The organism is Akkermansiaceae bacterium, from assembly GCA_017798145.1.
Taxonomy (GTDB): domain Bacteria; phylum Verrucomicrobiota; class Verrucomicrobiia; order Verrucomicrobiales; family Akkermansiaceae; genus Luteolibacter.
Genome location: CP059069.1, coordinates 2,756,033 through 2,772,103, shown reverse-complemented (window position 1 = coordinate 2,772,103; position 16,071 = coordinate 2,756,033). Strand labels below are relative to the sequence as shown.

The window sequence follows — 16,071 nt, the reverse complement described above, 5'->3', positions numbered from 1 at the left end:
CCTGCGCAGCAAATGAAACCCCTCCTCATCCTCCTCGCCCTCTGCTCCCTGCTGCCCGCCGCTGACAAACCCAACATCGTCTGGATCGTCAGCGAGGACAATTCCTCTCACTGGCTCGGCTGCTACGGCAACAAGCAGTCGCAGACCCCGAACATCGACGCCCTCGCCAAAGAAAGCATCCTTTTCGAAAACGCCTACTCGAACGCACCCGTCTGTGCCGTCGCCCGCGCCACCCTCCTCATGGGCGCCTACTCCCCGAGCATGGGCACCCAGCACATGCGCTCACGCCATCCCATCCCGGAAAAATTCCGCCCGTATCCGGAATACCTCCGCGCCGCCGGTTACCACTGCACGAACCCGGGGAAAACCGACTATAATTTCAAGGGCAACGACAAATCCTACTGGGACAAGGGCGACTTCCAAAAAAGCCCCGACGGCAAACCCTTCTTCTCCGTCTTCAATTTCACCGAATCCCACGAAAGCTCCCTCTTCGAAAACAAGCCCAAGGAACCGAAGCGCCTGAAACCCGAAGAAATCGATCTCCCGCCATACCTCCCCGATCTCCCGGAGATCCGCAAAGACATGGCACGTTACCACGACCGCATCACCGACATGGACACGCGGGTGGGCGAAGTCCTCAAAAAACTTGAGGCATCCGGCCTAGCGGACGACACGATTGTTTTCTACTACGCTGATCACGGCGGCATCCTGCCACGTGGCAAACGCTACCTCGAACAAACCGGCGTGAAAGTCCCGCTCATCATCCGAATTCCGGAAAAATTCCGGCACCTCGCCCCCTTCAAGCCGGGCGAGCGCGTGACCGAGCCGGTCTCCTTCGTCGATTTCGCCCCCACCCTCCTTTCCATCCTCGGCCTCGACGAACCCGAACAAATGCAAGGCCGCCCCTTCCTCGGCAGCAAACGCGTCGAGCCAGCAGCCGATGAAATGGAGTTCCTCTACGCCGACCGCTTCGACGAACTCTACGGCATGCGCCGCGGCCTCACCGACGGCAAATGGAAATACATCCGCAACTTCAATCCCGACCGCCCAACCGCTCCTTACTCCTTCTATCAGTTCGGCCAGCCCGGCTGGGTCGCCTACCAGAAAGCCTTCGAGGAGGGCAAGCTCAGCGGTTATCCCAAGACAATTTGGGAAGCTCCCGGCACCTCGGAACAGCTCTACGACCTTTCCGCGGATCCATGGGAAATGCACAACCTCGCCGCCGATCCGGCCCACGCGGAGAAACTCGCATCCCTGCGCGAACGCCTGAAAAGCACCATGATAGGAATCGTCGATACCGGTCTGATCCCCGAGCCGCTGTTCGATGCGCTTTCCAAGGGCTCGACCATCGCCGACTATGCACAAAGCGACAAATTCGACGTCGGCAAGATCACCGACCTCGCCTTCACGGCCACCGAGATCAACCCCGAAAACCTTCCCCGCCTGAAGCAGGCGCTCGCGTCGGAAGATGTCGTCGAGCGCTACTGGGGGATCGTCGGGATCCGCCTGCTCGGAGCCAAGGCCGCCGCGGAGACGGATGCTCTGCTCCCGCTTCTCAAGGACAGCCATCCCCTGATCCGGACAAGCGCCGGGGAAACGCTGGTTGACCTCGGGAAGAAGGAAGCCGGCTCGAAAGCCCTCGTCGCGGACGTGAAATCGGACATGGATGCCTCCTCCCTTCTCAACCTCCTCAACACCCTCCGCCGCCTCGACCTGCTCGACCAACTCCCGGAAAACTGGGCGAAGGGCAAGAACATGAAGGGCGGCGACTACGATTACATCCAGCGCTTTTCAAAAAGGACAAAAGGCGACTGAACGAAAATCCGTCCGCGCATTTCACCAGCCGAGGATGCGGGAGGTGGCGGTGCGCAGGGCTGCCTCGGGCACGGCGGCCTCGGCGTGAGCGTGGGGGACCGAACCCTTGCGAAGCGATTTGTCCGCTTCCTCCTGGCGGGAAATCGCCATGCCGCAGGGAGCGCGCTCCGGATCCTCGCGAAAGACCCCGCCTTCTCCGCATTGAGGTTGAAGCGGACGACACCGCCGGCGACGAGAGAGATCGTTCGAAACAAAAGGCATGGCTCATTCCTCCTCGGTATCCGTTGCCAGGCCACGGGATGACCACGATCCGGCAAGGGCAGGGCTGCCGCGCCGCTACCAATGCTTTTTTCGTTCTCCCGCCCGCAAATGACTCTTTGGCGTCATAGACCCGAATCTTCATCGGCCTCATTCTCATTGAAAACCGGTCATCGTCCGCTGGAAACGAAAACGGGGAGGAGACCCTGCAATCAATGAGCACCCCGCCCGCCATAAACCTCAATTTCACATCTCTCGCCATCCTCACTTGCGCATCTCTCCTCGGATCCACCGCAGCGGATGATGTCAAATTCGCCGCGGCCACGGAGTCGAATGCCTCCGGCGCGACCATGGATCATTTCGCCCTTGCGACGGGCCGGATGACGGCGGCGGACGCGGCGTGGACGGCTGGCGATTGGGAGCAAGTGCGCAGCGCGTTGCCGGAGGTTTTCAACGACCCGGAACTGTCCGCGCCGTGGCGGAGCATCGCTCATTTGCGCTACGCACGGAGCTATCAGGCGGCGGGTGATTTCCAGGAAGCAGGCGCCATTTTCGGGGTCATCGCGAACAACAAGGAGTATCCGAAGATCCATCAGATCGAGGGCGCCGAATGCAAGGCGGAGTGCGACCGCCTCGCGCAGGGCAAGCCGGGGCGCGATCCCGAAGTGAGCCGGGTGCGTGTGACGCCCGCGCCGAAACCCGGGCGCACCTTGCATGTGGCACCCGATGGCAAGGACACAAATCCGGGCACGCGCGAACTGCCGTTTGCGACCGTGAATCAAGCCCTCGCCGCCAACCGCGCGGCCGGGGCGGTGGCGGGCGGGACTGCCATCGAGTTGGCCGCCGGACGCTATCCGCTTGGGGAAACGATCGCCCTAACAGATGCCGACAGTGGCAAGCCCGATGCGCCACTGAGCATCCGTGTGGCTACGCCGGGCACGGCGGTGATCTCCGGCAGCAAGCGGCTGACGGGGTTCACGGCGGTGACGGAAAAATCGGTGCTGGCCCGCCTGCCGGAGGAAGCGCGGGGGAAAGTTCTCCAATGCAATCTAACGGAACTAGGCATCACCGATTTCGGCTCGATCCAAGAGCAACCGATGGTGAACCTCGCGGTCAACGGCGTGCCGCAGAACCTCGCCCGCTGGCCGAACTCGGGTTTTGTCAGGGTCGGAACCATGGTGGACAACGGCAACATCGACCACGAGGACCCGACGAAGAACCGGCCGCAGATATTCACCACCAGCGACCGCATATCGCGTTGGACGACCGCGCCCGACGCCTGGCTCCAGGGATACCTCGCCACCAACTGGATGTATGGCTCGGTCGCCATCGGCTCCATCGATCCGCAAGCCAGGACCATCACCACCGCCTGGTGCTACAATCGCTTGAGCGGCTGGCCGGACATCAAGTCTGGACACCCCTACGCCATCTTCAATCTGTTGGAAGAAATCGACCAGCCGGGCGAGTGGTATCTGGACCGCTCCAACGGCTTGCTTTACCTCTATCCGGGCGTCGATCCCGGCACGGCGGTCGTCGATCTCTCGATGCTGCCGGGCACAATGCTCACGGTGAACAACGCCAGCCATGTGCGCATCGAAGGCCTGGTGTTTGAAAGCTCCCGCGGCGGCGGATTGGTGCTGGAGAATTCGAGCGACTGCCTCATCGCCGGATGCACCGTGCGCAATGTGAGCGGGATTGGCGTCAGCATCAACGGCGGCCAGCGGAATTCCATGATCGGCTGCAACCTCCATGATCTGGAGGACGCGGCTATGCACATCAATGGCGGCGACATCGATACGCTCACGCCGGGCGGCCATGTGCTGGCCAACTGCCGGTTCCGCAATTTCGGGCGAACCAGCCGCTCGCCGGGGATCAGCCTTAATGGCGTGGGCCATCGGATCACCCATTGTGTTTTTGAGGATTGTCCGTCCAGCGCGATCGGGTTCGGAGGGTTCAATTTTCTCGTCGAATACAATGAGTTCCGCAACTGCTGCAACGAAAACGAAGACTACGGCGTGATCTACGCGTGGGGCAACCCGACCTGGCGCGGCAACATCTGGCGCTTCAACAAATTCAGCCATTGCGGCGGCGGCTACACCCAGGGATGGGTGCAGAACCGCCACTTCGGGACCAGCGCCTTCCGCTTCGATGACGCGATCAGCGGACAGACGGTGTATGGCAATCTTTTCACCCATTTCAACCTGTGGGGAACCTCGGCCGGAGTCATGGGAAACAACAGCGGCCGGGACAATATCTATGACAACAACCTCGTCACCGACAGCCGGGGATTGAACTACGGCTACTTCGACGGCGGCAATCACATGTACGCACAAGGGCTGCCCAACGGCGTGTCGCCCGCGCATCTCGCCGCGTTTCCCGAGCTGGCGAATCTCTCCGATGGCAAGGGCCGGAATTCCATCTGGCGCTCCACCCTCGTGCGCGTCAGTGCAGCGGGAACGAACGCGAAAAACAGCAACTATGCGGACAGCGAATGGGGCGGTTGGCAGTACATCGCCAACACCAGCACCGGCACCGATCCCGGGTTTGTGGACGGCGTCGAGTTGAGGAAAACCATAGCCCCGACCCTTTTCTGGAACCTCGGCATGCGGGCGATTCCCGTAGAGGAAATCGGGCTATACGATGATCCGACAAGTGCTGCTTCGGGCGACAAGTCCGCGGTCTTCGCGGAGCCGGGCGGCACGATCACCCTGTCGGCTCCACTCGTTGCCGATGACCTGATTTTCACCGCACCCGGTTACGCACTCGAGGGCACATCACCGATCATCGTCAACGCGCCGATGACCACCATCGACGTTAAAACTTTCGGCGCGACCATCAGCGCGCCGATGACCGGTTTGGGCGGCATCCGTGTGGCCGGTCCGGGCACGCTCACCTTGTCCGGCAGCAACAATTACAACGGCACGACGACGGTCGAAAGCGGCACGCTGGCCCTGAGTGGCGGGGACAACCGCCTGCCGCCGGGCACCGTCGTCACGCTCGGCGGTGGCGGCCCGGCCTCTTTCGGCACGCTCAAGCTCAATGGCTGCAGCCAGGAACTGGATGGATTGTGGACCGCCGATTATGACAATGGCGCAACTGCCGGCAACCGGGTGATCAACGGCAGCGCGACGCCCTGCACGCTCACCTTGCACATCGAGGAAAGCCGGCAAAACCAGTTTGACGGCACCTTGGGCGGTCACGGCCAGGACGAAAACAACTTCGCTGTTAGGAAAACCGGCGGCGGCGGGCTCTGGCTCAACCGCTCCATCACATGGACCGGCGGAACCACGATCGAAGAAGGCTCGCTGGAACTGACTTCCTCGTTCTGGCAGGGCAATCACGCGTCCGGCACGTTCCGGATCGGCAAGGGCGCGACGTTTGCGGTTTCCGGACAGGTTTCCCCGCTGACCTTCAACAACGTCACCATCGAGTTCCTCTCCGGCGGCGGCGGGACGCTTGTCAACAGGGGTTCATCGGATTGGCTGACCTGGATGGTGGAAGGCGAAATGACGATCCGCTCCACGGGCGGGGAGCAGAACCTGTTCTCCGCCGCGCCGAATTACGGCCTGTCCTTGAACGGGAAAAACCTGCTCTGCGACATCGCGCGCGGTTCCGATAAAACCTGCGATCTGCTGGTTTCCATCCCGCTCAGCGGCGACGGCAACCTCACCAAGCAGGGCGACGGCATCATGACCCTTTCCGGTTCTAACAGCTACAGCGGCGCGACGTCGGTCAACGCCGGGACGCTCGTCATCGAGACCACCGGAAAAACCGGCAACGGCAACCTCACAGTCGAAAACGGCGCGACCTGCGTGCTCCGAAATGCCGCCGGCGCCGTGGCCGACAACGCCACCGTGACGCTCAACGGAACCGGGAAACTCCATCTCGCCCCCGGCGTATCGGAAACCGTCGGCACCCTCGTGATCGATGGCATCCAACAGCCGCAAGGTGTTTGGAACGCGGCCAAAGACCCGGTTCATTTCACCGGCGGCGGCTCACTGGCTGTCACCTCAGGTCCATCCGACCCATGAGCATCGCATCATCCATCATTTGGGTCGTTTGCGCGGCCTTGGGTGTCGGCGGAGGCTCCGCCGCTTCGCATTACGTGGCTTTGGACGGAAACGACGCCAATTCCGGCCTCGAAAGCAGCCCGTGGCGCACGCTCGCCAAGGCCTGCGATGCGGTTCCAGCGGATGAGGGCCATACCATACATATCGGCGAGGGCACCTTCATCGAGAGCGGAATCCTCACGCTCAAGAGCGGAGTCAGCCTCATCGGCGCGGGTTCGGACAAGACCACCATCCGGGTGAACCACCACTTCAACCTCACCGACGCAATTCCGAATGCGAACCCGCATGTGCATACCTTTCCCGAGCATTTCGTCCTCCAGATGAACGGCAGCAACCAGGTGGTGAAAGGTTTCTCGCTGGACGGCCAGGAAAAGCGCTGCCACGGCGGAATCTTCGCGGCATCGGCGCGGGGCGTGGTCTTCGATGATCTTCATGTGAGGAATTTCCGCTACAGCGGGCTGTGGATCATCGAGGCGCATGACACCACCCTCCGCTTCAGCCGTTTCAAGAACAACACCTATGGAAACCCCAAAGCCGCCGGAGAGGGTGGCGGCGACAGCGGAGCCGTGCAATATCACCGCGGCAAGAACCTCAGCATCCACGACAACCACATCGAGGAAACAGGCAACCTGCGCCCGGACTTCGGCGGCTATGCCCTGAAGGCGCAGGACCGGAAATATTCCGTATCGGAATCGAACGTGCTGGAAGGCCTCAGGATCCATCACAACACGCTGATCGTTCCCACCACTGGAGCTTGGGAAAACGGGAAAGCTCCGGCCATTTCCGCGGAGTTTCTCGGCATGGCGCTAAAGGATTGTGAGATCCACCACAACACCATCAACAACCACATCTCGCTGGCGGGCACCGCGTCGCTCGGCACCGGCATCCGCATCCATCACAACTTCTTCAACCTCGGCCCGGGGCGCTACGCCTACGCGGTGGAGGCGATGATGGACAACGTCGAGATCGACCGTAATCACTTCTTCGGCGGACTCTATCCGATCGCGGTTTGGCAGAAGCACCCACGGAACCACAACATCCATCACAACATTTTCGAAGCGGCGTGCGGCGGCAAATTCACAGGCCGCGAGCTGCTGCAATACAAGGCTCCGGTGACCGACCTGCGCTTCACCAACAACACCATCATCGACAGCGGCGGCATCGGCCGCATCTTCGCCCTGCACGAATCCAGCAGCTACGAGGCGCGCAACAACCTGATCCTCCGCACTCTCGAACCCGAGGACATCTGGGGCACGGAAATCCCCGGCAAGGTTTCCCATAATTTCTTCTCAAACGTCACCCCGCGCGGGGAAAAGGCGATGACCGGCGACCCGCGGATCACCCTTTCGGAAGCCGCCCCCTTGCGGCCGCCCCACTACACCTTCGCGGCGGATTCCCCTCTCCTGGACAAAGGCGAAACCATCGCCCCCCTGACCGACGGCTTCACCGGAGCGGCACCCGATATCGGAGCGATCGAGAACGGGATCCCGCTCAACATCCCCGGCGGGAAATGAACCGCTGCCACGGCAAGGTTGACGGCGGCGCGCGGATGCGCGAAGGCTACGGGATGGAAGATTGCGCGGGTGGATCGTCGCATCGCCGCGTATTCCGTACGGCGATTTTCGCGGCGCTGTTCCTCATGGCGCTATCACCGGCCGTGCGCGGTGAGGAGCCCCGCCCCATGACACCGGGCGAGATTCACTCCATGCCGCGCGATGAGGCGGCGCTCGCACGCCCCGTCAAAGTCCGCGGGGTGGTCACCTACGCATACCCGGAGCAGATCGGGGATTTCGTGATCGAGGATGAGTCCGGCGGGCTTTACATCCAAGCAGCGGAACCGCGTGGAAAATCATCCCGCCCGGTTCCGGGAACCCTGGTGGAGGTGACCGGGATGACCGGCGAGGGCGGCTACGCGCCGGTGGTGACGGCGAAAGCGATCAAAGCTCTCGGCACCGCGCCCCTACCGGTCGCGCGGCCCGCGACGGTGAACCAGTTGCTGACCGGCAGGTTTGACAGCCGCAGGGTGGAGGTACGCGGGGTGGTGCAGCACGCCGAAGCCCGGAATCAGGTTGAGAAATTCGGGCTTGAGCTGGATGGCGAATTCGGCCGGGTCACTGTGCTCGCCCTCGATCCGGGTGCTTTCACTCCCGCCGATCTCATTGATGCGGAGGTCACGGTGCGCGCCGTATGCTTCCCGTTTTTCAACGAGCGGGCGCAGGTGGCCGGCGTCCGCCTGGAAATGGGCAGCGCGGAAGAGATCGAGATCAACCGCCCGCCGTTCGAAAAGGTGTTTTCCACCCCCCTGGTGGCCTTGGACCGGTTGCAGCCGTTCTCGCCGATCGGCAACAATTTCCACCGCAAGCGCATCCGGGGGACCGTCACCCTGATCAAGCCCGGGAGCTACCTCTATCTGCAGGACGGCGATCATGCGGTGCGGGTGAACCTGGCCGGGGACTCCACGGTGCAGGTGGGCGACCGGATCGAAGCGGTCGGCTTTCCCAGCGTGCGCACCCGTTTTGTCGAGTGGCATCGGTCGGTGATCCGCAAGACCGGCACGGCACCCGTGCCCCCGCCGGTCGCCAGCACACCGGAACGGATCCTGCGGACCGGCCTGTCGGTCGCAGAGCGTGCGCAAAACGACTGGGACGGGCGCCTCATCACACTTACAGGCCGGCTGGATCGGGTGGAGATCCTCAAGGACGGCCAGTGCCAGCTTTACATCGAAAGCGGAGGGCAGATCACGCAGGCGATCCTGGGCTGGCGGGATCAGACGGGGTTCATCGCCTCGCTGCGTCCCGGCAGCTCCATTTCCGCCACGGGCATCTGCGTAGTCCAATATTCCGATGTGTGGCCGGCTACGCGATACGCCGATCCGACGGGAATGTCCCTGCTGCTCCGGCACAGTTCCGATATCCGGGTGCTGCGCGCGGCATCCTGGTGGACGCCGACACGCCTGCGCCTTTCCCTGGGTGTGATCCTCGCTGTCCTCTTGGCTTCCCTTGCATGGGCAAGGTCGCTGCGGCGGGAGGTCGTGAAGCGCACGGCGGCGTTGGTCAGCGAGACGCGGGCGCGGCGCGACGCGGAAGTCGAGTTCAACGCCACCTCGCGCGAACGCGAACGGATGGCGGTGGATCTCCATGACACCGTCGAGCAGGCCTTGACCGGCGTTTCCTACCAGTTGCAGGTTTCCGAAGCGCTCCATGCCGGCCAGCCCCAGCGCAGCCTGCAGCATCTGGACCTGGCGAAGCAACTGCTCGCGCAGAGCCGCGAGGAGGTGCGCCGCTCGGTGTGGAACCTGCGCGCCCAGGCTCTCAACGGGCGAAACCTTGCGGAGGTTCTGCGCGATGTCGCGGCCGGCCTTTCCACCCGCAATCCGGCGCGCACCCACGTCTCGGTGATCGGCGAGGAACGCGACCTTCCGGATTTCATCGCCGGGCATCTGTTGCTCCTCGCCCAGGAATCCATGACCAACGCCATCAAACACGCGAAACCGGAAAACATCCGTATCACTCTGGAGTTCGGCGAAGGCTCCGTGGAACTGCGCGTGCATGATGACGGCATCGGCTTCGATCCCGTCAACGCGCCGGGACTTTCCGAGGGCCACCTCGGCCTGCAAGGCATGCGCGAGCGCATGAAACGCCTCGGCGGCACGGTGAAAGTGGAAAGCGCTCCCGGCCAGGGAACCACCATCCGCGCCAGGGTGCCCCTTCCCGCGTGACCCTTTTCTTCAGCCTCCCACAGAAAGCAAACTCCCAGCAGCTGAAATCGTCCGCACGATCCTCTCAAACACAAATCCCCGCACACCGTTCCGCCATGAGGAAAAACCTACTCCTACTCCTACCGCTGGCCGCACTCACCGCCGCCGTCGGGTTCTCACAATCCGGCAAAAGACCGGAACCGGCAGCACGCCGTATCGAAGTCCTTTTCCTCGGTGCCCCGCTCGAAAACAGCCCCGCCCATGACCCCATCGAACGCTACCGCCTCATCAAAAAAGAACTCGGCGCAGACGGCATCAACTTCTCATACACCGAAGACCTAGCAGACATCAACCGCAGCGTCCTCGACCAATACGACGCCGTTCTCATGTATGCCAACTGGGACCAGGGCGGAACCCTCCACCCGGATCGCGAAAAAGCGCTCATCAGCTACGTCGAAGACGGCGGCGCATTCCTACCCATCCACTGCGCATCCGCTTGCTTCGGAGCCTCGGACAATTTCATCAAACTCGTCGGCGCCCGCTTCCAATCCCACGGCGCGGAGGTTTTCCGCACCAAAATCGTCGCTCCGGAACATCCCATCATGCGCGGCTATGAAGGCTTCGAGACGTGGGATGAAACCTACGTCCACGACCGCCACGGCGATGACCGCACCATCCTCCAGCTCCGCGAGGAGGAACCATGGACATGGGTCCGCGAGCAAGGCAAAGGCCGCGTGTTCTACACCGCTTACGGCCATGACATGCGCTGCTGGGATCAGGCAGGTTTCCACGAATTGCTGCGCCGCGCCATCCTCTGGAGCGTCGGCGGGGAAGTCCGCGCCCAACTCACAAACCTCAAGCTTCCCGAACTACAAATGGAAGACATGGTTCTCCCCGGCTACAAACAACGCCGGACCATCACCCGCGGCCAATCACCCCTGCCCGCCGCGGAATCCCTCAAATTCGCCCAAGTCCCCGTCGGCTTCGAACTCTCGCTCTTCGCCTCGGATCCCGAAATCGTGAACCCCATCCACATCGCATGGGATCACAGAGGCCGCGCGTTCGTCGTCGAAACCGTCGATTACCCCAACAACCTCCATGCCGGAAACCTCGGAAACGACCGCATCAAAATCTGCGAAGACACCAACGGCGATGGCAAGGCCGACAAATTCACCGTCTTCGCGGACAAACTCTCCATCCCCACATCCATCGTCTTCGCAAACGGCGGCCTCATCACCACCAACGGCAGCCAGATGCTCTTCCTGAAGGACGCCGACGGCGATGACAAAGCCGACGTCCGCGAAGTCCTCTTCGAAGGCTTCGGCATGGGCGACACCCACGCCGGCCCCTCAAACCTCCGCTACGGGTTTGACAACTGGATCTACGCCACCGTCGGATACTCCGGGTTCGATGGCACGGTCGGCGGCACCGCCCACAAATTCTCCTCCGGAACCTTCCGCTTCAGGCCGGACGGCAGCGCCCTCGAATACCTCCAGGCCACCACCAACAACACATGGGGTCTCGGTTTCACCAACGACTTCGATATCACCGGCTCCACCGCGAACGGGAACCCCTCTTGGTATCTCACCTTCCCGCAGGCCCATTACACCGCCGCCGGCTTGCAACAACCCCGCACCCCCGCCGCAGACAACAACCCCAAATTCTTCCCAAGCTCCATGGACATCCGCCAGGTGGATGTCCACGACGGCTTCAGCGCCGCCGCAGGCCACTCGTTCTACACCTCGGAACGCTTCCCGGAAAAATACCGCGACCGCGTCGCCTTCGTCTGCGAGCCCACCGGGAAACTCGTCGCATCCTTCGGTTTCACCCGCAAAGGCGCGGGCTTTGTCGCCCGGCAACTCCCGAACAACCTCTACAGCAGCGCCGACGGTTGGTCAGGCCCCGTCCAGGCGGAGACCGGCCCGGACGGCGCGGTCTGGATCGCGGATTGGTACAACATCATCATCCAGCACAACCCCACGCCCAACAAAGCCTCCGCCGGCTTCGATGCCACGAACGGCCGCGGCAACGCCTACGAAACACCCCACCGCGATGTCCGCCACGGCCGCATCTACCGCGTTTTCCCCAAAGGCACAACGGACGATCCCAACCCCGCGCTGGATCCCGCGAATCCCGGCACGCTCATCGCCGCGCTCGGCCACAGCAACCAGTTCTGGCGCCTCCACGCCCAGCGCCTCCTCGTGGAAACCCGCCCCGCGGCCATCATTCCCGCCCTCCGCCGGGAAGTCGCCTCTGGCGCACCCGCCGGAAAATCCTCCGCGCTCCACGCCTTCCATGCCCTCCAGGGCATGGGCGCGCTCGACCTCCCCACCATCACCGCCGGCCTATCCTCGGAAAACCGCGGCCTCCGCCGCGCCGCCATCGCCAACGCGCCGCTTGATGCCACGCTTCCGGAAATGGCCGCCAAGGACGGTATTTTCCAAGCCGCGGATGACCGCGAACTCGCGGAAATTTTCGTCGCCCTCACCCGCCTCGCCCCCTCGGAACCCATCGGAAACGTCCTCTACAAAACCCTCCAAACCCGCAAGGACGACATCCTCGGAGACCCCACCCTCGCGGACGCCTGGCAGATCGCCGCCCGTCACCACGCCGCCGGCGTCCTCCTCGCCGCCGCGGAAGACCCCACCGCGCAAGCCGTCCAGGCACCCGTGAACCTCCTCGTGAACCCCGGCTTCTCGGACGGAGCCACTGGCTGGACCCTGCGAGCCTACAACGTCGCGCGACCGGACGCCGTGGAAATCACCACCACCCCGGACGGACGCAACGGCCCCTCCCTCCGCATCAAATCCGACATCCGCGCGGACGTCGGCGCGGGAGCGGACGTGAAAGTGAAACCCAACACCCGCTACCGCCTCGGCGGATGGGTCCGCACCGAAGGCCTCAAAAACCACGGCGGCCGCGGCGCCATGCTCAACGTCCATACCACGGAAGGCAACACCAAGGCCATCTCCGGCGACACGGAATGGACGGAACTCTCCACCGAGTTCTCCTCCGGAAACCGCGATAGCATCCTCGTCCACTGCCTCTTCGGCGGATACGGCGGTTCCAACGGCACCGCCCTTTTCGACGACCTCTACCTCCACGAAATCGGCGGCGGTGACATCACCGCCCCCATCCAGGCCGTCGCCTCGCACTTCGCGGCAAAAGGCGAGCCCGCCGCGCGCACCGCGGTCATCCAAAAACTCACCGCCAGCACCTCCCCCGGAGCCAAACCGCTCCTCGCCACACTCGGCACCCCACCGGGCGTGGAAAAAACCATCGTCCGCACCCACGCCCCTGACCCCGCCGTGCACGCCCGCGGCCGCGAGGTCTATCAGCGCACCTGCGTCGCCTGCCACGGCCCGGATGGAAAGGGCGTGGCCGGCGCTTTCCCTCCGCTCGATGGCGTCGATTGGGCCACTGGCGACCCCACCGTCCCCATCCGTATCGTCCTCCACGGCCTCCATGGCCCCATCCAAGTTCTGGGCCGGAAGTACGAAAACATCATGCCTCCCCACACCGACCTGAAGGATCAGGAAATCGCCGACGTCCTCACCTACGTCCGCCAATCATGGAAAAACGACGCCGCCCCCGTCAACCCAGCCCAAGTGAAATCCACCCGCGAAACCCACCAAACCCGCACCACCCCTTGGACCGCCGCGGAACTGCGCTGAGACAACCATGAAACTCATCCCGACAGTCACCGCTCTCCTCCTCGTCGCCACGCGCTTGGGAGCCTTGGAGCTTCCCGCAGGGGGATTTGATATGAGCGCCTCGGCCAAACTTACCGCTTACGCCGATGGCAAAGTGGGAACAGTCGGGAAACTCACGCCGGCAGGATTCCGGGTCTCCATCACCCATCCCGATCCCGCGAACAGCTTCCGCGCACAGGTCAGCATCGCCTGCCCGCAAGGGGCGCTCGCCAAGGGCGACAAGGTGCTCGCCGTGGTCACCGCCCGGGTAGCCGGGGGAGAAACCGGCTCTCTCGAAGCGAAGCTCCAGCTCGCGGGCGCGCCCTACACCCAAGCCTCCAACCCCACCAACATTTCCCTCTCCCCGGCATGGGCAGATTACCCGCTCCTCTTTGTGGTGGAAAACCCGATCCCGGAAGGCAAGTCCAGCATGAACCTGTTTTGCGCGAATGCCGCGCAGGTCATCGAGGTTTCCGCGATCCGTGTCTTGCGCTACGCGCCTGAAACCGACGTATCCCGTTTTCCCCGCGTCCGCCGCAGCTACGCAGGCCGCGAGGCGGATGCCCCCTGGCGAAAGGCCGCCCTCGAACGCATCGAAAAAATCAGGAAAGCGGATTGCTCCCTCGTCCTGACGGATCCCACCGGCAAGCCGCTCGCCAACACTTCGGTTGACCTCACGCTCCGGCGCCACGAGTTCGGCTTCGGCTCGGCGATCCCCGCGTCACTCCTTGTCGCGAATACCCGGGACGGCGAGCGCTTCCGCGAGGTCGTGGACCGCCTGTTCAGCATCGTGGTTTTCGAAAACGACCTCAAGGACATGTGGTGGGGGGGCTCGACGCCTGCGCACGAGAGAGCCGCGCGCAATGCGGAACTGGACAAAGCCTTCGATTGGCTCGGAGAGCGCCGCATCGCCGTCCGCGGCCACTACCTGATGCAGACCGCCGTGCCGCACAACCTCTCCGGGATGGAAAGCCCCGCCATCCGCAGCCATTTCCTGGAAACCACACGCCGGCGCATCGGGTTCGCCGGGGATCGTGTCTGCGAATGGGACGCGATCAATCACCCCATCGCGTGGACGGGCGCGGAACTGCTCAGCACCCGCCCCGGCCTGGAAAAAATCGACCTGGAAGTCCTCGCCCTGGCACGCAGCCTCACCCTCGTGCCGATGTTCGTGAACGAGGATCAACTCTTCCGCCCCGGCCCACAATCCGACGGCACATGGGCATACCTGAAGGAACTCAAGGACGCCGGAATTCGCATCGACGGCCTCGGCAACCAAGCGCACCTCCACGAGAGCTACCTTCCTTCCCCCGAGCACGTGCTCGCTGTAACGGATCGCTTCGCGGAAGTCGTTCAGGCGCAATCCATCACCGAGTTCGACATCAAAACGGTCGATGACGAGGAGCTCGCCGCCGACTACACACGCGATCTGCTCATCGCCTGCTTCAGCCACCCCGCCTACACCAGCTTCCTCCTATGGGGATTTTGGGAAGGCAGCCACTGGGAACCCACCGCCGCCTCGTGGAAAAAGGACTGGAGCATTCTCAAACGCGGCGAGGTTCTCGAGGAATGGCTCGGCAAGCGCTGGCGCACCGAAGTGACCCTGACCACCGATGCCGCAGGCCGCGTCCAATGGCGCGGGTTTCCCGGAACATACGAAATCAAGCTCACCGCCGATACAAGGGCTTCCGCCCGCTTTTCTGTTGGAATGTCCAAGCCCGAAGGCAACGCAACCCTTCCATCCCCATGAAATAGGTGGTGTTTTCCATGGCAAAAGCCCACCACGGCCAGCCACCCGCGGTGGGTTTTCAGGAACTGGCGTGCAGCAGTCCGCGCTCGAACCCGGCCGCCACCGCTTCCGCGCGATCCGCCACCCTGAGCTTCCGCAGGATCGCCCGCGTGTGGTTTTTCGCCGTATGCTCGCTGATGCCCAGCGCCCTGGCGATGTCACGGCTTGAATGCCCGCGCCGCATGTGGTCGAGAACCTCGATTTCCCTAGCGGAGAGCGGATCGTTCTGGGCGCGCTCGGCCAAGCGTTTCTCGATCGCGGGCGGCACGCAGCGCTCCCCGCCATGCACCCGGCGTATCGTGCGGTTCAGCTCGCCGCGCTCCACGGATTTCAGCACATAGCCTTGCGCCCCGGCATCCAGCGATTGGAAAACCTCCTCCTCCAGATCGAAGCTGGTGAGCATGATGATGCGCGCCGCCGGAAACTCGCCGAGAATGCGCCGCACCACCACCACGCCGCTGTCACCCGGCATGCGCAGATCCAGCAGCATCACGTCCGGCAGGCACTCGCGGTAACGCGCCACCGCCTCCTCCGCATCCTCCGCCTCCGCGACGACCTCGAAATCCGGCTCCAGCCCCAGCATCGCCTTCAGTCCCATCCGCACGATCGCATGATCGTCCACCACCATGAGGGAGATTTTCGTTGAGACCGACGCAGGCTGTTTCATAAGCGGCAACCTGTGACCCGATTCCAGCGAGTTCAAGCATAGAAGTCGGGTGGCTCGGGAACGGCTGCTGGGAGCCACAGCGG

Annotated in this window: 7 protein-coding genes; 6 read left to right on the top strand and 1 reads right to left on the bottom strand. The window is 63.2% G+C overall.

Translation table 11 applies throughout. The features are described 5' to 3' along the window. Window positions 1-12: 12 nt before the first annotated feature. The 6 genes from HZ994_11795 to HZ994_11770 all read left to right on the top strand — a co-directional run bounded on the left by HZ994_11795 (window position 13) and on the right by HZ994_11770 (window position 15,282). A complete protein-coding gene (locus HZ994_11795) occupies window positions 13-1,815 on the top strand; it encodes a sulfatase-like hydrolase/transferase (protein ID QTN32976.1) in 1,803 nt (600 codons plus the stop codon). Between the two features lie 473 nt (window positions 1,816-2,288). Further along, on the top strand, window positions 2,289-6,104 hold the full coding sequence (locus tag HZ994_11790) for an autotransporter-associated beta strand repeat-containing protein (protein ID QTN32975.1): 3,816 nt from the start codon (window positions 2,289-2,291) through the stop codon (window positions 6,102-6,104). After that, complete coding sequence (locus tag HZ994_11785) at window positions 6,101-7,657, top strand: right-handed parallel beta-helix repeat-containing protein (GenBank protein ID QTN32974.1); 1,557 nt, start codon at window positions 6,101-6,103, stop codon at window positions 7,655-7,657. Before HZ994_11790 ends, HZ994_11785 begins: the two co-directional genes overlap by 4 nt. Next, the gene (locus HZ994_11780; GenBank protein QTN32973.1) at window positions 7,654-9,861 is read left to right on the top strand and encodes a sensor histidine kinase; all 2,208 of its coding nucleotides are present in this window, start codon (window positions 7,654-7,656) and stop codon (window positions 9,859-9,861) included. Before HZ994_11785 ends, HZ994_11780 begins: the two co-directional genes overlap by 4 nt. Window positions 9,862-9,956: 95 nt before the next feature. After that, entirely contained in the window at window positions 9,957-13,514 is a 3,558-nt protein-coding gene (locus tag HZ994_11775; GenBank protein ID QTN32972.1) for a ThuA domain-containing protein, read from the top strand. A 7-nt stretch (window positions 13,515-13,521) separates the two neighbouring features. Beyond that, window positions 13,522-15,282: an endo-1,4-beta-xylanase gene (locus tag HZ994_11770; GenBank protein QTN32971.1), complete on the top strand. Its 1,761-nt coding sequence runs from the start codon at window positions 13,522-13,524 to the stop codon at window positions 15,280-15,282. Window positions 15,283-15,340: 58 nt separating this feature from the next. Here the strand turns inward: HZ994_11770 and HZ994_11765 are convergent, their stop codons facing one another. Then, the gene (locus HZ994_11765; GenBank protein ID QTN32970.1) at window positions 15,341-15,988 is read right to left on the bottom strand and encodes a response regulator transcription factor; all 648 of its coding nucleotides are present in this window, start codon (window positions 15,986-15,988) and stop codon (window positions 15,341-15,343) included. Window positions 15,989-16,071: the final 83 nt, after the last annotated feature.